Source organism: Gluconacetobacter sacchari (assembly GCF_014174255.1).
Lineage (GTDB): Bacteria > Pseudomonadota > Alphaproteobacteria > Acetobacterales > Acetobacteraceae > Gluconacetobacter > Gluconacetobacter sacchari.
This window is the reverse complement of sequence record NZ_JABEQJ010000008.1, coordinates 119,598-136,787: the sequence shown is the minus strand read 5'-3', so window position 1 is coordinate 136,787 and position 17,190 is coordinate 119,598. Positions and strand designations below refer to the sequence as shown.

Below are 17,190 nucleotides of genomic sequence, written 5' to 3'. Positions count from 1 at the left end.
ACCGATGACGGCACCCTCATGAGACGGACGGGAGACCATCGCGACGACCGCCCGTCACGGCTGTCGATCTTCCTGCGCCGGCAGCGCCGCACGGCGCGCCCGCTCGCGCTGGCGGTCGTTCTGCTGGCCATCGGCGCGGGCGCCGTGATGGTGGTGCATGACATGAAGTCCGAGGAACGGTTCGCCCCGATCCGCGCCCGGCTGGTCAGCATGCTGCCGCTGCGCGTGACCGACATCCAGGTCAGCGGCCGCGCGCTGACCAGCGAGGCCGCGCTGCGCGACGCGCTGGGCGTACGCATCGGCGACCCGGTGCTCGGCTTCTCGGTCGAGGGCGCCCGCCAGCGGATCGACGCGCTGCCCTTCGTCGATCATTCGGTGGTCGAACGCCACCTGCCGGGCACCATCGTCGTGCGCCTGACCGAGCGCAGTCCCTTCGCGGTGTGGCAGAACCAGGGCCGCTTCATGCTGATCGACCGCGCCGGCAACCAGGTGCGCGACCAGGGCATGACCGGCAAGGACGCCCAGGCCTTCATGCAATTGCCGCTGGTGGTGGGGCTGGGCGCCAACATCGCCGCCGCGCCGCTGATCGACGCGCTGGCGGGGCAGCCGGTGGTGCGCGACCACGTGGCCGCCGCCGTCCGCGTCGGCCTGCGCCGCTGGAACCTGGTGCTGCGCGACGGCACGACGGTGCTGCTGCCCGAGGGCGAGGACCTCCCGGCCCTGAAACGGCTGGCCGACCTCCAGGCCGCGATGAAGCTGCTGGACCGGCCGGTGGTCGCCATCGACCTGCGCCTGCCCGACCGGATGGTGGTGGAACAGCCGCCATCCGCCGAACCCGCCGCCCAGCCATCGGCCGCCCCCACCCCGGCCGCGCCGGGCGGGTCGAAACCGGCAGGCCCGGCGCATGACGCCACACCCGGCAGCACCCCGGCGGCCAGGGATCGGGTACCCGCCCACGCCACGGCCGCCACGCCGCACCGGGCGCCGCCGGTCCCGGCCCCAGCTTCGGTCCCGACTTCGGCCCCGGCGCCCGCCTTCCCATCATCCCCACCCGGGCACGCCGCGCCGCGCGCGACGCTGCCCCCTCCGGTCCCCAACCTGCCGCCGAACGGCGAGCCCGAAGTGCGGAGGCGCGCATGAACGACCTGGTCGTGGTCCCGCAGGGCAGCGAACCCGCCGCCCCCGCCCCACGCCGCCGCCGCGCCAGGCGGCGCGACCGCTCCCTGCTGCCGGCCGCGCCGTCCGGCCGCGCCGTGGCGCTGCCGCCGTCCGACGATCCCACGCCGCCCCGCGCCTGGCGGCCGGGCACGTTCGGGGTGCTGGATATCGGCTCGACCAAGATCATGTGCCTGATCGGCCGGGGCGAGTCCGACGGCACGCTGCGCGTGCTGGGCCATGGCTGGCGCCGCTCGCACGGCGTGCGCTGCGGCGGCATCGTCAATCTGGGCGACGCCGAGGCCGCGATCCGCGCCGCGGTCGGCCAGGCCGAGGACGCCGCCGAGCGGCGGCTGGACCGCGTCTATGTCAACCTGTCCTGCGGCCATCCCGAAAGCCGGCTGTTCAATGTCCGCTGGCCGGTCGGCGGGCGCGAGATCACGGCTTCCGACGTGCGCCGCGTGGTGACCGAGGGCCAGATGCGCGCCCAGTCCGAGGGCCGGTCGACCATCCACACCATCCCGCTGGATTTCTCGGTGGACGAAACCTCGGGCGTCCCCGACCCGCGCGGCCATCTGTGCGACCAGCTCACCTCGCGCCTGCACGTCATCGACGCCTCGACCACCGCGCTGCGCAACCTGGAAACCGTGCTGTCGCGGGCCGAGCTGAAGATCGAGGAACTGGTCTCCGCCCCCCTCGCCTCCGGCCTGGCGGTGCTGGACGAGGACGAGCGCGAACTGGGCGTCACCGTGGTCGACATGGGCGGCGGCACCACCTCGATCGCCATTTTCGGCGAGGGCCACCTGCTGCACACCGTCTGCCTGCCGGTCGGCGGCATGCACGTCACGCGCGACATCGCCCATGTGCTGTCCACCTCGATCGACAGCGCGGAATGGCTGAAAACCATGTACGGCTCGGCCGAACTGTCCGCCGACGACGACATGGACCTGCTGCCGGTGCAGTTGATCGGCGACAGCGAACATCAATTCGTCAATATTTCCCGCTCCAAGGTGGTGTCCATCATCCGGCCGCGAATCGAGGAGACGCTGGAGATGGTGCGCGACCGGCTGGAATCGGCGGGCGTCGGCCGGGCGACCGACGGGCGCGTGGTGCTGACGGGCGGGGCGTCGCTGCTCGACGGCGTGGGCAACATGGCGGCGCGCATCCTCAACCGCCAGGTGCGGCTGGGCCGGCCGAACGCCATTCGCGGCCTGCCCGACGACGCGGCGGCCTGGCCGTCGTTCGCCACCTCGGCCGGGTTGCTGGCCTGGGCGGCGGGCGGCGGCGGCGCGCTGGGCGACATGGATTTCTCCGAGCCCCGGCCACGCGGCATGCTGCGCCGCGTCGTGGAATTCATACGAGACAGGGTATAGGAAGATGATTCACAATATCCCCTGAAAATCTGCAAGCGAATCGGCACAAGCCCTCCAACGACTCGTCCCGGGAGACGTCCATGACCCTGAATCTCAGTATCCCGCAGCAAAACCATTCCGATTTCACGCCGCGGATCACCGTGATCGGCGTCGGCGGGGGCGGGACGAACGCCGTCGACAACATGATCCACCTGCAACTCCAGGGCGTGGAATTCGTCGTCGCCAACACCGACGCGCAGCAATTGTCGCACAGCAAGGCCGATCGCCGCGTCCAGCTCGGCCCGCATCTGACGCAGGGCCTGGGTGCCGGCGCCAAGCCGGAAATCGGCCGCGCCGCCGCCGAGGAAGCCGCCGACGAACTGGCGCGCCACCTGGACGGCGCGCACATGGTCTTCATCACCGCCGGCATGGGCGGCGGCACCGGCACGGGCGCGGCGCCGGTGATCGCGCGCATGGCGCGCGAGCGCGGCATCCTGACCGTGGGCGTCGTCACCAAGCCCTTCACCTTCGAGGGCGGCCGGCGCACCAAGTCGGCCGATGCCGGCATCGCCGAGTTGCAGCAATATGTCGATACGCTGATCGTCATTCCCAACCAGAACCTGTTCCGCCTGGCCACCGAGCGGACAAGCTGGAAGGATGCGTTCAAGATGGCCGACAACGTCCTGTACATGGGCGTGCGCGGCGTCACCGACCTGATGATGGCGCCGGGGCTGGTCAATCTCGACTTCGCGGACATCCGCACCGTCATGGCCGAGATGGGCAAGGCCATGATGGGCACCGGCGAGGCCGATGGCGACAACCGCGCCATCGCCGCCGCCGAGGACGCGATTTCCAACCCGCTGCTGGAAGATACCTCCATGGCCGGCGCGCGGGGCCTGCTGATCAACATCACGGGCGGCGAGGACATGACGCTGTACGAGGTCGACCAGGCCGCCAACCGCATCCGCGAGGAAGTGGCCGACGACGCGAACATCATCTTCGGCTCCGCGATCGACGAATCGCTGACCGGCCGCATCCGCGTGTCGGTCGTCGCCACCGGGATCGACAGCCCGCCGGTCCGCACGCTCGAACCGCAGCCCGCCGAAGCCGCGCCGCCGCCGGCCGCCGGCACCGACGCGGCCCCGCCCCCCCCCGCCGCCGCAGAGCCGCACGCCGAGTCAGCGGCCCAGGCCGCCGCCCGGCACACCCCGCCGAACTTCATGAACACGCCGCCGGTCTCGGCCCCCTCGCCCCATTCCACGCCGCAGCAGGCTCTGCATCCCGGCGCCCGCCCCTCGCCGCGCTCGTCCCTGTTCTCCGAACAGCCGCGCCCGGCCGAGCCCCAGGCGGCGCCGCCGCGCGGCAGCCTGTTCAACATCGTCACCGGCGTGCTGCGCCGTGGCGCCACCCCGGCCGCCGAGCCCCACCGCGCCGAACCCGCCCTGCCGGAGACGGAACCCTCCGCGACGGTCCGCCAGGCTTCGGGCGACGAGGTCGGGCTGGACATCCCCGCCTTCCTCCGCCGCCAGCCCTGATCCCGCGCGCCACCGCGCGCCGGCATCGGTCCGGCGCGCGGAACACCGCTCCCCCATCCTGGCACCAGCGCGACGAAGGGCATGGGAATTCCAAGCAACCCGCTCCTGGACATCATGAGGCGATCCCTCGTGAACCTGGATTTCGTCGAAGCCAATTATCGCGCCCATGACCTTTATGAAGTCACCCAGTTGGTGAATACCTTCCTGGGGGCCTTCATCCATCCTTTCGAGAAATCGGCCAGCGGCGTAGCGTTCATCCGCCATTTCCGCAAACGGCAGCCACCGATCGCCTTCGAGGCAAATGCCGAAGGCGATCTCGATTATCTGCAATTCATCCACGTCGTCCGGCACGCGCTGGCCCATGGCAACCTGCGTTACAATGCCAATACGATCAAACAAATCGAGTCGATTACGCTCTGGAATACCACACACAACCAGAAGAAAATCAGGATCACCGTCTCCATAGCGGGTATGAAGACGTTTCTGATCGACTTTAAAAATAGCATCGAAAAAATATATCCCACGAAATAGAATTTCCGACGAATATAAAAACAATCTATTTATTTGTAATTAATCTGTAATTATTTTATTTCGTTCGGTTTTGTTGATTTTTTTCCACAATATTTCATTTTTGAATAATGCTTGTTCGATATTTTGATTTCTGATAGATTATTCAATGCGCTTGGTCGCGCACGAAAAAACGAAGTGGCTCCCCTCGGTCGGGTGGCCTGCGAATATAACACCCGGCTATTGAGCCAGTGCGGTGAACGGGGGCACTCGTTCGCCGTAAAGGGAAATAAGCAGGGCAGCGTTCACTTCGTTATCGTTGCGACCAACCACCTGACGCCAGGCGGCGCGAGGGCGCGTGTTCGTCTTGTCCTTGGTCGGACAAAAAACGGAGTGAAATGGTCATGACTTCAAGAAATATCATCATCAGATTATTTAAAAATAATAAGAAACAAAAAAAACGGGATGCAATCTCCCCTTTTTAATCGGTGATATGGTTCACGTATCCACCGGCTGGCCACGCAACTACGATCTCGATTTTGTCGGCAGGATTGAAGACATCAAAACCACTGTCGGCCCCGAAGATGAAGGACTTCCTTATCAGGAACAGCATCGTTACGGGATCAAGCTTCCCCGTGCCGGAATCTACTATTTCAGCGCGGCGGAAATCAGGAAAATCGAGAAAAAATCCGTGTGACCATGCGGGATAGACGGTGAATTCCATCACCAGGCCAGATGCGGTAGGTTATGCCCGCAGCATAGCCTACCGATTTCGTGACGACCCGTCATGATCGACGCGAAAGCCCCCATGGGCATGCCGGAACGGCCCGGGCCGCGCATACGGCGCTTTCCCGCCCGCGTTGCGCCAAAAATGTGGATTTATTTTTTCTTTATGTTTCAGATTGTTAACGCGTAATAGTTGGCAATAAACAGTGACTCGCGCTCCCGCCTTCCTGCAATTACAGATCATGCTGTCCGTCCTGTAACGGGCAGGCAAGATGCAACGACAACAACAAGGCAGGGGACGGGAATGGACGGTATGCTGACGATGTCGGAGCAGGAATGCGCCCCCATCGGCGAAAGCGTGTCGTCACGCCCCCTGCCCACGCGCGCTGCCCACCAGCATGCGCTGCGCCAGCATACGCTGCGCCAGAGCATTTCCTGCGTCGGCGTCGGCCTGCATACCGGCCTGCGGATCAGGCTGGCCCTCCACCCGGCGGCCGAGAACAGCGGAATCGTCTTCCGCCGCACCGATCTGGGCGGCCGCGCCATTCCGGGCCGTTTCGATCATGTCGTCGACACCCGGCTGTCCACCGTCGTCGGCGACCCGGCGAATCCCGCCCTGCGCGTCGCCACCATCGAGCATCTGATGGCCGCGCTGTCCGCCTGCGGAATCGACAATGTGCTGGTCGATGTCGACGGGCCGGAACTGCCGGTGCTGGACGGTTCGGCCGCCGATTTCGTCTTCCTGCTGGAATGCGCCGGACAGGCCGAGCAGGCCGCCCCCCGCGCCGTGATCGACATCCTGCGCCCGGTCCGCGTCACCGAAGGCGACGCCTTCGCCGAACTGCGCCCGGGGCGCGAGCCCGGTCTGGCCCTGGCGCTCTCCATCGCCTTCCCCGCCGCCGCGATCGGCGAACAGAGCTTCACCGCCCGGCTCGACCGCCGGACCTTCCGCGACGAAATCGCCAATTGCCGCACATTCACCCTGCGGCAGGAAATCGAAGCCCTGCACGCGGCCGGCCTGGCGCGCGGCGGCTCGCTGGACAACGCCATCGTCGTCGACGGCGCCACGGTCCTCAACCCGTCCGGCCTGCGCCGCCCCGACGAGTTCGTGCGCCACAAGATGATCGACGCCGTGGGCGACCTCTATCTGGCCGGCGCCACCATCAACGGCACGTTCACCGGCCACAAATCCGGCCACGCGCTCAACAACCGGCTGCTGCGTACCCTGTTCGCCGATGCCGCCGCCTGGCGGCCGCAGGCGCGCGGAACCCGCCCCCAGCCTTTCCGCGCGGCGGCCTGACGACGCGGCCGCCCGACGGAATCGGCCCGGATCGCATTGAAAACGACGCCATGGCCTTCACCCCGGCCCGCCGCATGATATAAGGCAGACCGAACTGGAAGAGCCGGCATGTCCCTGCGCAGCATTCGAAACCATTCCGCTGACCGTTCGGCCGGCCACCATGCCGCCCGATACGCCTCGATCGCCGTCATTCTGTCGCTCGCGGCCTGTAGCGGCGACAAGAAGACGATCAACGACCTGGAGGCGCACGTTCCGCCGGTCGAGACGCTGTACAATAACGGCATCGACGCCCTGCGCGACCAGCGCTACGCCCTGTCGGCGGCGGAATTCGACGTCCTGCAACAGAATTATCCCTATTCGGCCTATGTCGCGAACGCGCAGCTCATGGGCGGCTACGCCTACTACCTGCAAGACAAGTATCCCGAGGCGGTGCAGCAGCTCGACCGCTTCCTGGAACTGCACCCGACCAGCCCCGACGCCGCCTACGCCTTCTATCTGCGCGCCCTCTGCTATTACGAGCAGATCGCCGAGGTGCGGCGCGACCAGCAGGGCACGGTCGAGGCGATGAACGCGCTGGAAGAGGTCATCACCCGCTTCCCCCAATCGCCCTACGCGCGCGACGCCCAGTTGAAGGTCGATCTGTGCCGCGACCACCTGGCGGGCAAGGAAATGCTGGTCGGCCGCTATTACGAGCAGCAGCGTGCCTACCAGTCCGCCGTCAACCGCTACCAGCGCGTGGTGCAGGATTTCCAGACGACGAATCACGTGCCGGAAGCGCTGGAACGGCTGGTCGAGGTCTATCTCGATCTGGGCCTGACGGACCAGGCGCGGCGCAGCGCCTCCGTGCTGTCCTACAATTACCCGGGCAGCAAATGGTATCGCGACGCCTACGACAAGCTGCGCAGCAAGCACCTGCTGGCCGCAAATTCTCCGGTCCCGGGATCGGTCCCCGACAAGTCGCCCGCCAGCCCGGCCGACGACGCAAAGCCGCTGGCCAAGGCCCCGCCGCCCCCGTCCCAGACCCCGCAGGCCCGGCGCGGCTTCTTCTCGCGCGCATGGCATTCCGTGTTCTGACACGCGCGGGGCCCCCTCGCGCACCGTCCGGGGCAACAAGATGCTGACCCATCTGTCGATCCGCGATGTCGTCCTGATCGAGCGGCTGGACCTGCCGTTCGCGCCTGGCCTCACCGTGCTGACGGGCGAGACCGGCGCCGGCAAATCCATCCTGCTCGACAGCCTGGGCCTGGCGCTGGGCGAGCGCGCCAGCGCCGGGCTGGTGCGCGCCGGCGCCGGCCAGGCCAGCGTCACCGCCTGTTTCGACCTGCAAGACGGCCACCCGCTGCCCGGCCTGCTGGCCGAACAGGGAATCGTCATCGACGATGCGCGCGAACCGCTGGTCCTGCGCCGGATCGTGACGGTGGACGGCCGGTCGCGGGCCTATGTCAACGACCAGCCGGTGGGGGTCAGCCTGCTGCGCCGGGCGGCGGCGCTGCTGGTCGAAATCCAGGGCCAGCACGAGCAGATGGGCCTGGCCGACCAGGGCACCCACCTGGACCTGCTCGATTCCTTCGGCGTGCCGCCGGCTCTGCGGGCCGATACCGAGGCCGCCTATCGCGCCTGGATGGCCGCCACGGCCGAACTGGCCGCCGCCCGCGCCACGATGGAAAGCGCGGCGCGCGAGGAGGAATGGCTGCGCCAGTCCGTCGAGGACCTGGCCACCCTCGCCCCCCAGGACGACGAGGAAACGCATCTGGCCGGGCTGCGCCAGGGCCTGCAACAGGGCGAGCGGCGCGGCGAGGCCATCGCCGCCGCCCTGGCGGAACTCTCGCCGCGCGACCGCCGCTCGTCCGGCCCCGCCGCCGCCCTGCGCGGCGCCAGCCGCACCCTGCAACGCCTGCTGCCCTCGGCCGCCGAGCCCGGCGCGCCCGATGGCGCCGACCGTCTGGCGCACGAGGCGCTGGCGGCCCTCGAACGCGCCGAGGAAGCCCTGGGCGAGGCCGAAACCCTGCTCTCCCGCCTGGCGGCCGAAGCCGAGTCCGATCCCCGCCTCTTGGAACAGACCGAGGAACGGCTGTTCGCCCTCCGCGCGGCGGCGCGCAAGCATGGCGTGTCGGTGCCGGAACTGCCGGGCCTGCTGGCGGCGCTGGGCGACCGGATGGCGGCGCTCGATTCGGGCAATATCCGCATCGGCGCGCTGGAACAACTGGTCCGCGAACGCCGCGCCCGGTTCGAGGACGCCGCCGGCCTGCTCTCCACGGCCCGCGAAAAGACCGCCCGCCGGCTGGAGAGCGCGGTCACCGCCGAACTCAAGCCGCTGCGGCTGGACCGCGCGCGTTTCTTCGTCACCCTGCCCCCCCTGGCGCCCGAGGCATGGAACGCGCGGGGCCGCGAACAGGCGGCCTTCCAGATCGCCGCCAATCCCGGCCAGCCGCCTGGGCCCTTGGCCAAGGTCGCCTCGGGCGGCGAACTGTCGCGCCTGATGCTGGCGCTCAAGGTCGTGCTGGCCGGCCGCTCCGCCGTGCCGACCCTGGTGTTCGACGAGGTCGATTCCGGCGTCGGCGGCGCCACCGCCTCCGCGATCGGCGAGCGCCTGTCGCGTGTGGGGCAGGATGTCCAGGTCCTGGTCGTCACCCACAGCCCGCAGGTCGCGGCGCGCGGCAACGCCCATCTGCGCATCAGCAAATCGGTGGCCAGGGGCCGAACCGAAACACGGGCCGATCCGTTATCGACCGAGCAGCGGCGCGAGGAAATCGCCCGGATGCTGGCCGGCGACACGATCACCGAGGCCGCGCGGGCGGCGGCCGACAGCCTCCTGCAAGGGTAGTCGTCCATGTCTCCCGATCCCGCCACACCCGCGACAATCGACCCCGCGACCCTGACCGAAGACCAGGCCGCGGCGGAACTGGCCCGTCTGGCCGCGCTGATCCACACGCTGGACCGCGCCTATTACGAGCAGGACGCCCCCACCGTCTCCGACGCCGAGTACGATGCGCTGCGCCGCCGCAACCTGGCGATCGAGGCGCGTTTTCCCGCCTTGCGCCGCGCCGACAGCCCCTCGCTGCATGTCGGCGGCGCGCCCGCTCCCACCTTCACCCGGCATCGCCACCTGGTGCCGATGCTGTCGCTGGACAATGTGTTCGACCGCGCGGAATTCGAGTCCTTCGTCACCCGCGCCGCCCGCTTCCTCGGCCTGGACGAGGACCGGGCGCGCGCCCTGCGCTTCGTCGCCGAACCCAAGATCGACGGATTGTCGATCAGCCTGACCTACGAGCACGGCCGCTTCGTGCGCGGCACCACCCGCGGCGACGGCACCGAAGGCGAGGACGTCACCGCCAACCTCCGCACGCTCGAGGACCTGCCGCAGCAGCTCAAGGGCCCCGCCCCGGCGCTGATCGAAATCCGGGGCGAGGTCTTCCTCTCCAAGCCCGCCTTCCTGGCGATCAACCAGGCCCAGGCCGCCGCCGGGCAGAAACTGTTCGCCAACCCGCGCAACGCGGCGGCGGGCTCGCTGCGCCAGCTCGACCCTACGATCACCGCCCGCAGGCCGCTGTCGCTGTTCGCCTACGCCCAGGGCTTCTCGTCCGAACGCGTGGCCGATAGCCACTGGCATTATCTCGACCGGCTCCGCCACTGGGGTTTCGCGGTCAACCCGCTGTCGCGCGTCGTCGACAGCGCCGCCGAGGCCGAATCCTTCATGGACGCCATCGCGCGCGACCGTTCGGGCCTGGATTACGACATCGACGGCGTGGTCTATAAAATCGACGAGCTGGCCTTGCAGGATCGCCTCGGCTTCGTCGGCCGCGCGCCCCGCTGGGCGATCGCCTGGAAATTCCCCGCCGAACAGGCCATCACCCGCCTCACCCGCATCGACATCCAGGTCGGCCGCACCGGCGCGCTGACGCCGGTGGCGATCCTGGAGCCGGTGAATGTCGGCGGCGTCATCGTCACCCGCGCGACGCTGCATAACGAGGACGAAATCCAGCGCAAGGACGTCCGCGAGGGCGACCTGGTACAGATCCAGCGCGCCGGCGACGTCATCCCGCAGATTCTCGGCGTTGTACCGCGCAAGGAAGGCGACCCGCCGCGCGGCGAACCGTTCGCCTTCCCCCATGCCTGCCCGATCTGCCACGCCCACGCCGAACGCCCGCCCGGCGAGGTCGTCTGGCGCTGCACCGGCGGCCTGACCTGCCCGGCGCAGGTCGTGGAACGGCTGATCCATTTCGTCTCGCGCGACGCCTTCGACATCGACGGATTGGGCGAACGCACGATCACCGAATTCCACACGGACGGCTTGCTGAAAACCCCGGCCGACATCTTCCGCCTGCCGGACCATGAAGAAGCCATCGCCAAGCGCGAAGGCTGGGGCGACCTCTCCGCCCGCAACCTCACCGCCGCGATCCACGCCCGCCAGACCATCCCCCTGGCCCGCTTCATCTACGCGCTGGGCATCCGGCGCATCGGCTCCAGCAACGCCCGCCTGCTGGCCCGCCATTACGGCTCGTACGCCAACTGGCGCGAACAGATGCTGGCCGCCACCACCATCGGCTCCGACGCCCGATTGGCCCTGGGCTCGATCACCGGCATCGGCACCACGATCGCCGACGAACTCGCGGCCTTCTTCCTGGAAAAACACAACCTCGCCACCCTCGACGACCTGACGGCGATGCTGACGACGATCGAGGACGAGGAACCCCGGACCGAAGGCACCCTATCCGGCAAGACCATCGTCTTCACCGGCACGCTGACCACGATGACCCGCCCCGAAGCCAAGGCGATCGCCGAACGCCTCGGCGCCCGCGTCACCGACAGCGTCTCGAAAAAGACCGACCTGGTCGTCCTGGGCACCGACGCCGGCTCCAAGGCCCGCAAGGCCGCCGAACTGGGCCTCGACACGCTCGACGAACCCGGCTGGCGCGAACTGGCGGGCCTGCCGGAGGCCTGAAGGCCCGTCGATACGCGATGACGAGGTTCCAATCCAGAATGTTTCCGTTTCGATCCCTGCTCCCGGGCGTCGCCCTCCTCCATGCGCTCCTGGCCGTGCCCCCCCGCGCGATGGCGCGCCCCGCCCTCCAGGCCCCGGTTCAGGCGTTCGATCCCGACCTGATCCAGCATGATCCCGATGGCAGGGTCTATCTTTCCGTCCGCGACGCTTACGGCATCCTCACTGCCATGGAGCATGGCGATATCCCGCGGCTCCATGCGATCCGTGACGGACTCGACAGGACAGTTCAGGCATCGTCGGCCTCATACGCCATCATGGCCGGACTGTGCGACGCCGCCCTCGCGCGGGTGCGGGGCGGGGCGACCTGCACGGTTCCGACCTGGTGCTGGATCGCGCCCGGAACGCAGCCGGCGCATTGGGCGATCCGGCCCGCAGCATCAATCCGCTCGATCTGCTGCTGGAGACCGTGCGTGTCGGCAACCTGATGCTCGAAGGACGCACCCGGGACTGGGCATTCGCCCACGATCGGCTCGTCCATCTCTATTTCGAGCCGATCCGCCAGTTTTATCGCCAGCCGGACCTCGAATTCCGCAACATGGATCCACTGATCCTGTCGGTCCCGGCGGACACCGTCCCGCCGCCGTCGCTTTCCGGCCCCGATACCGACCAGGTGGATTTCGCGGCGTCACCTGTCCGCATCGGCGGCCGGCGCCTGCCCGTCGCGGCCGGCCCGGTCGCGCTCGACGAAACGCCTGTCCAGGCCGTCTTCGATACCGGGTCCTTCCTCGGCTCCATTCCCGCATCCCTGGCGCACCGGAAGCATCTCGCCACGATCGGCCGGATCGGGCGGCAAGGCGACGGTTCGACCCGCACCCGCGCGGAAGACGTCGTCATCGTGCCCGTCCTGACGATCGGCCACACGACGTTCACCAACCAGATGATGACGGTCAGCCAGGCCAGCACCGTCATCGTCGGCATGCAGCAATTGTCGCAGCTCCGTCACGTCACCTTCTCGGAACACGCGATCCGTTTCGGGCACGCGGCGCCGCTTGCCTGCACCGAGGGGATGACCCTGCAATCCCTGCGAAACGGCCTGATCATGTCTCTCCTGCTTCCCGTCTCCCGCGACGGCGAAACCGGAAAGGCGCTTGTCGATACGGGCGACAACACGCCCGAACCGCTGACCGTGCGCTTGCGCGCCTTCCCGGCGGAATGGACAGGACATCTCCGGACCGAGACGATCGAGACCACGCTGGGCCGCTTCACGCAGCATGTCGCCATCGAGCCGCAAACCCTTCGCATCGGAACGGTGTCCCGCCAGGTGCTGGTCAAATACGAACTCGGCGACGGCTCCATGCCGCCAACCATCACGTTCGGGGCGTTCCAGTACGGCATGGTGCAGTTCGACCGCGCCGAAGGCATCGCCTGTTTCAGATAACCCCGCCCCGCACCGGCCCATGGCTTGACAAAGGCGCGCTCCGCCCTCGAACATCGCATCAGCCTGAAAAGAAGGCTTTCGGATACAGGACCGACACCGCCCCAGCAAGAGTAACGGGACCTCCATGACCAATATCGCCTTTGTCGGGACAGGTTATGTCGCCGATTATTACATGACCACCCTGCGAAACTATCCCGAACTGCGGCTGAAAGGCGTATGGGACCGCGACCCGCAAAGGCTGCGCCAGTTCTGCACCTTCTACTCGCTCGAAGCCTATGCGGGGCTGGAGGAACTGCTGCATGACGACAGCGTGGATATCGTCGTCAACCTCACGACGCCCGAAAGTCATTTCGCCGTCAACAAGGCGGCCCTCGACGCGGGCAAGCATGTCTATTGCGAAAAACCCATGGCCATGTCCGTGGAGGAAGCGGAGACCCTGGCCCACCTCGCCGGGGAGAAAAACCTTCTCCTGTGCGGCGCCCCCGCCAACGGCCTCAGCGACGCCTTCCTGCTGACGCGCGGCCTGATGGAAAAAGGCGAGATCGGACGCCCCAACCTGGTCTACGCGGAAATGGACGACGGTCCGGTCTTTCGCGGCAACTGGCACCAATGGCGCAGCCGGTCGGGCGCACCGTGGCCCGGCCTGCATGAATTCGAGGTCGGCTGCACGCTCGAACATGCGGGCTACGCGCTGAGCTGGCTGTATGGGCTCTTCGGCCCGATCGTGCATGTCGCGGCATCGTCCGCCCTGACCTTCCGCGACAAGGGCGTGGGCGACCACAAGCTGGGGCCGGATTTCTCCGTCGGCTGCCTGACCTTCCGCTCCGGCGTGGTGGCGCGCCTGACCAGCGGCCTGGCCGCCCCGCGCGACCGCTCCCTGACCATCCTGGGGGAAAAAGGCAGCCTGACGGTGCGCGACCTGTGGGACAACCGCTCGGCCGTCAGCCTGCTGCGCGACTATCGCCGCTCCCTGCTCGATATTCTGGCCGACGGGCTGGAAAACAGGCTGGGCCGCAAACTGCCCGTCCGCTTCTATCGCGGGCAGACGGTCCGCTACCCTCGGGGCAAGGCCGCCGCGCAGGTTCCCCCCTACCCGTCCAAGATCGATTTCGCACGCGGCATCCAGGCCCAGGCGGACGGTATCCGCTCAGGCCAGCCCCCCCTCTTCTCGGGCCGGGTCTCCCTGCATCTGACGGAGATCATCCTGGCCCTCAGCAGCGGGCAGCACGACCATACCGTCAAAAACCTGCCCTGAAACGCGCCATCCCGCCTCCGTTCAGGCCGGGGGCCGGGCACGTACCTGCTCGATGATCCGCAAGGTCTCGACACTGTCCGCCAGCGGCATGACGGCCGACGCCGTCAGCCCCTGGGCCACGGCCCGGCTTGCCGCCTCGATTTCAAACTGCAAGCCATAGCCCGCATAGACGCAATCATGCCGGCGCACGCCCGGCAGCCAGACCCGCTTGGCCACTTTCGAAAACAACCGCATGGGCGCGGACCCGCACGGTATCAGGGAGAGGCCCCTCGCGGGCATGCGCCCCACCGCCAGAAGCTGGCGGCTGGAAATGAAATGCGGCTGGAGCACCAGCGTGCCCCTGCTGCCTTCGATCATGAACAGGTTGGTGCCGTCACGATCGAATCCGCAGGCCAGGTGCGCCTGCACCGCACCGAATTCCAGCACCATCTCGGCAGCCATGTCCACGCCGCTCGGCGCGGCCCGCCACCGCCCGCGCACCCCGGCCGGGCGGCCCATCAGCGCCAGGGCAAGCGACACGGGATACACCCCCAGGTCCAGCAACGCCCCCCCGCCCTGGGCGGGGTCGAAAAAGCGGCTGCCCGGATCATACGGATGGACAAAGGCCAGTTCGGCGCGGATCCGGCGCACCGTTCCGATCGCGCCCGACCCGATGGCCTCCCGCGCCAGCGTCATGGCCGGCAGAAAACGCGACCACATGCCTTCCATGCAGAACGTGTCATGAAGCGCGGCCAGCGCCACCAGACGGTCGGCATCCTCCACCGTGCTGACAAGGGGTTTTTCAACCAGCACCGCCTTGCCCCCGGCCATGACCGCCCGCGCCATGTCGAAATGCGTCGCGTTGGGCGACGCGATATAGACGGCCCGCACCGCCGGGTCGCGCACCAGCGCATCGACATCCGCCACAGGCCTGCCGCCATGCCGCGCCGCGAACGCCGCGGCCTTCCCGGGCGAGCGCGACGCCACCGCCGCCAGATACGCGCCGCGCGCGTTGCGGATATCCTGCGCGAAATGCCCGGCAATCGTACCGGTTCCAATCACCCCCCACCCGATCGCCGGCGTCCCCCCGGCCACCGGCCCGGCGATATCCCCGTCGCCCCCGCTCATGCCCCGACCCGCGCGCATACCATAGACATCACCCCCATGCATGAGACCAGCCGCGTGGCCTGGGCCAGATCGATATCCTGTTCGTTACCGGAAAGTCCTGGCAACGGCAAAAGCGTCGGAGGCAGGCGCCGGAAAGATCGCACCAAGGCCAAAACCGCACCCGCGCCGCGCCTCCTCCCCATCAGTCCGTCCGCGCCGGCACCAGCAACAGGGCCAGGCTTTCAGGAGGGAGCATGATGTCGCACCGGCCCGCCTCCCCGCACGCCGCCGCCCTTCGCGGTGCCGGCAGGCGCGCGGCCGCCATCAGGGCCCGCGCCTGCCCGGGCGTGGGCGACGCGGGCCGCCCCATGGCCTCGAACAGGGCAGCGGGCGTGCCATGGGCCCGGTCGATCACGATCACCGTGGCGCCCCGAACCGATGCCAGCCCCCTGAACGCCAGATGCCGCGCCCGCGGCTTGTCCGCATCGCGGTTCCACAGCGCGACGGCGATCACGCCATCCTGCCTGCGCGTCGCCAGCACATCGCCGCCGCCCGGTCCGGTCGGCAGCCGCCGGTTTCCCAACCGATGCAGCAGCGCGAAGGCATTGAACGCGGGCTTGGGAATCCCGTGGGTCGTCAGCAGCCCGTACGCTCCCGGCAATTCGTCGGCCGCCACGCCCTGTTCCTCGAAATCGTCCGAAAACGTCCAGTAGGACATGATCGGCGCCAGCCCGTCGCAATCATGCACCGTCTGCGCGATCCAGGGCGCGACCCATGGACGATCCGCGCTGCCGTTATGAATATCCCAGTCGGCACCAAATTCGGTGATATAAAGCGGCAGGTCCGCATGCCCGGCGCGATCGATCGCGCGGCGCGCGGTCCGCGTCGCGTCGCACACGACATTGCCGGTATTGTCGGGCGATTTCGGCAATCGCAGCAGATCGGGCGGATCGTTGGCATAAATATGCGTCGAGACGAAATCGACCGGCACACGCTCCCGCGTCACATGGTCGACGAACGCGCCGACCCAGTGGATGGCCCCCGTCGCGGGCCCGCCGACACGCAGGGCCGGATCGACCGCCTTGATGGCGCGCGCGGTATTGTCGTACAGGGCGAAATAGGTCGCCATCTTCGGCTGCGCCACCCAGGTCGCCTGATTGGGCTCGTTCCAGACCTCGAAAGGCCATTGCCGGACTTCCCCGGCGCCATAACGCTGTTCGAGATGTTCGACGAAGGCGCGGATCAGGGCGGTCCAGTCGGCCATGTGCGCGGGAAAGGTGACGTTGGCACGGTACCACAGCGTCCCGCCGCTATAATCCGTAATGGGCCTGGCCCGATCATCCGCTTTCCAATCGACCAGCGGCTCCAGCCCGCCATCGCGGCGCAGGACGTCGCTGCCGATGGCGCTGGGCATGAAGGACAGTTCGACCAGCGGCCGGATATGATGCGCCAGCAGGCCGTCATACACGGCATCGACCTTGCGGAAGTTATAATGCATGCGGCCGGCGCCATCGGGCGCCATGATGCCCATGGCATCGTCGAAGATGCCGTGGAACCGCACATAGCGAAAGCCGGTCGCCTGCCGCGTCCGGTCCGCGTTCCGCAGATAGCTCTCCGTCAGGGCCATATCGGCGCGATCCGAGCCGAACGCCTGCTCCCAGCTATGCAGGAACGGCGTCCCGGCGCCGGTCGCGTCGATCTCCACGAAGGCCGGATCGTCCCCAGCCCCGACCCCGGACCCCGCCCGGGCGGACCACGACACACCGCCCGCCATCAGCACGATCGCCGCCCAACAGACCCGGACCGTCCGAAACCTGGCCATCCTCTTCCTCAACACCGCCGCTCCTGATCGGGGAAGCCGGAGAGCATCGCAATCGGCGTCCGCTTGTCAAAT

14 protein-coding genes are annotated in these 17,190 nt (G+C 68.0%); 12 read left to right on the top strand and 2 right to left on the bottom strand.

From position 1 onward, the window contains the following. Positions 1–18: 18 nt before the first annotated feature. The 12 genes from HLH48_RS08345 to HLH48_RS08290 all read left to right on the top strand — a co-directional run bounded on the left by HLH48_RS08345 (position 19) and on the right by HLH48_RS08290 (position 14,210). Positions 19–1,140 (top strand): cell division protein FtsQ/DivIB, encoded by a 1,122-nt coding sequence (locus tag HLH48_RS08345; RefSeq protein ID WP_182997040.1) that lies wholly within the window; start codon positions 19–21, stop codon positions 1,138–1,140. Beyond that, positions 1,137–2,528, top strand: coding sequence for a cell division protein FtsA (gene ftsA, locus HLH48_RS08340; RefSeq protein ID WP_182997039.1), 1,392 nt, complete (start codon positions 1,137–1,139; stop codon positions 2,526–2,528). Before HLH48_RS08345 ends, ftsA begins: the two co-directional genes overlap by 4 nt. A gap of 80 nt (positions 2,529–2,608) precedes the next feature. Beyond that, positions 2,609–4,042, top strand: a complete 1,434-nt coding sequence (gene ftsZ, locus HLH48_RS08335) for a cell division protein FtsZ (protein WP_182997038.1) — start codon at positions 2,609–2,611, stop codon at positions 4,040–4,042. A gap of 129 nt (positions 4,043–4,171) precedes the next feature. Continuing rightward, complete coding sequence (locus HLH48_RS08330; protein ID WP_264812247.1) at positions 4,172–4,573, top strand: HEPN family nuclease; 402 nt, start codon at positions 4,172–4,174, stop codon at positions 4,571–4,573. Between the two features lie 469 nt (positions 4,574–5,042). Beyond that, on the top strand, positions 5,043–5,246 hold the full coding sequence (locus HLH48_RS08325) for a hypothetical protein (protein ID WP_182997036.1): 204 nt from the start codon (positions 5,043–5,045) through the stop codon (positions 5,244–5,246). A 333-nt stretch (positions 5,247–5,579) separates the two neighbouring features. Next, entirely contained in the window at positions 5,580–6,575 is a 996-nt protein-coding gene (gene lpxC, locus HLH48_RS08320; protein ID WP_182997035.1) for a UDP-3-O-acyl-N-acetylglucosamine deacetylase, read from the top strand. 108 nt (positions 6,576–6,683) lie between these two features. Next, positions 6,684–7,649 (top strand): outer membrane protein assembly factor BamD, encoded by a 966-nt coding sequence (locus tag HLH48_RS08315; protein WP_182997034.1) that lies wholly within the window; start codon positions 6,684–6,686, stop codon positions 7,647–7,649. Positions 7,650–7,689: 40 nt separating this feature from the next. Then, positions 7,690–9,399 (top strand): DNA repair protein RecN, encoded by a 1,710-nt coding sequence (gene recN / locus HLH48_RS08310; protein WP_182997033.1) that lies wholly within the window; start codon positions 7,690–7,692, stop codon positions 9,397–9,399. Between the two features lie 6 nt (positions 9,400–9,405). Next, complete coding sequence (gene ligA, locus HLH48_RS08305; RefSeq protein ID WP_182997032.1) at positions 9,406–11,517, top strand: NAD-dependent DNA ligase LigA; 2,112 nt, start codon at positions 9,406–9,408, stop codon at positions 11,515–11,517. Between the two features lie 38 nt (positions 11,518–11,555). After that, a complete protein-coding gene (locus HLH48_RS08300) occupies positions 11,556–12,002 on the top strand; it encodes a hypothetical protein (protein WP_182997031.1) in 447 nt (148 codons plus the stop codon). Next, positions 11,933–12,955 (top strand): aspartyl protease family protein, encoded by a 1,023-nt coding sequence (locus HLH48_RS08295; RefSeq protein ID WP_182997030.1) that lies wholly within the window; start codon positions 11,933–11,935, stop codon positions 12,953–12,955. The genes HLH48_RS08300 and HLH48_RS08295 overlap by 70 nt, the downstream gene beginning before the upstream one ends. Before the next feature lie 124 nt (positions 12,956–13,079). Beyond that, positions 13,080–14,210 carry a Gfo/Idh/MocA family protein gene (locus HLH48_RS08290; protein ID WP_182997029.1) on the top strand — a complete coding sequence of 377 codons (1,131 nt, stop codon included), beginning with the start codon at positions 13,080–13,082 and terminating at the stop codon, positions 14,208–14,210. A 21-nt stretch (positions 14,211–14,231) separates the two neighbouring features. Here the strand turns inward: HLH48_RS08290 and HLH48_RS08285 are convergent, their stop codons facing one another. Next, positions 14,232–15,317, bottom strand: coding sequence for a Gfo/Idh/MocA family protein (locus tag HLH48_RS08285; RefSeq protein WP_182997028.1), 1,086 nt, complete (start codon positions 15,315–15,317; stop codon positions 14,232–14,234). Positions 15,318–15,498: 181 nt separating this feature from the next. Beyond that, on the bottom strand, positions 15,499–17,118 hold the full coding sequence (locus HLH48_RS08280) for a GH39 family glycosyl hydrolase (protein WP_182997027.1): 1,620 nt from the start codon (positions 17,116–17,118) through the stop codon (positions 15,499–15,501). Between the last annotated feature and the right edge of the window lie 72 nt (positions 17,119–17,190).

What these genes read in the sequence shown, in the direction of transcription:
- HLH48_RS08300 (WP_182997031.1), top strand. Translation starts at nt 11,556, where the DNA reads ATGTTTCCGTTTCGATCCCTGCTCCCGGGCGTCGCCCTCCTCCATGCG.
- HLH48_RS08290 (WP_182997029.1), top strand. Translation starts at nt 13,080, where the DNA reads ATGACCAATATCGCCTTTGTCGGGACAGGTTATGTCGCCGATTATTAC.
- HLH48_RS08315 (WP_182997034.1), top strand. Translation starts at nt 6,684, where the DNA reads ATGTCCCTGCGCAGCATTCGAAACCATTCCGCTGACCGTTCGGCCGGC.
- HLH48_RS08285 (WP_182997028.1), bottom strand. Translation starts at nt 15,317, where the DNA reads ATGAGCGGGGGCGACGGGGATATCGCCGGGCCGGTGGCCGGGGGGACG.
- ftsA (WP_182997039.1), top strand. Translation starts at nt 1,137, where the DNA reads ATGAACGACCTGGTCGTGGTCCCGCAGGGCAGCGAACCCGCCGCCCCC.
- ligA (WP_182997032.1), top strand. Translation starts at nt 9,406, where the DNA reads ATGTCTCCCGATCCCGCCACACCCGCGACAATCGACCCCGCGACCCTG.
- HLH48_RS08280 (WP_182997027.1), bottom strand. Translation starts at nt 17,118, where the DNA reads ATGGCCAGGTTTCGGACGGTCCGGGTCTGTTGGGCGGCGATCGTGCTG.
- lpxC (WP_182997035.1), top strand. Translation starts at nt 5,580, where the DNA reads ATGGACGGTATGCTGACGATGTCGGAGCAGGAATGCGCCCCCATCGGC.
- HLH48_RS08325 (WP_182997036.1), top strand. Translation starts at nt 5,043, where the DNA reads ATGGTTCACGTATCCACCGGCTGGCCACGCAACTACGATCTCGATTTT.
- ftsZ (WP_182997038.1), top strand. Translation starts at nt 2,609, where the DNA reads ATGACCCTGAATCTCAGTATCCCGCAGCAAAACCATTCCGATTTCACG.
- recN (WP_182997033.1), top strand. Translation starts at nt 7,690, where the DNA reads ATGCTGACCCATCTGTCGATCCGCGATGTCGTCCTGATCGAGCGGCTG.
- HLH48_RS08345 (WP_182997040.1), top strand. Translation starts at nt 19, where the DNA reads ATGAGACGGACGGGAGACCATCGCGACGACCGCCCGTCACGGCTGTCG.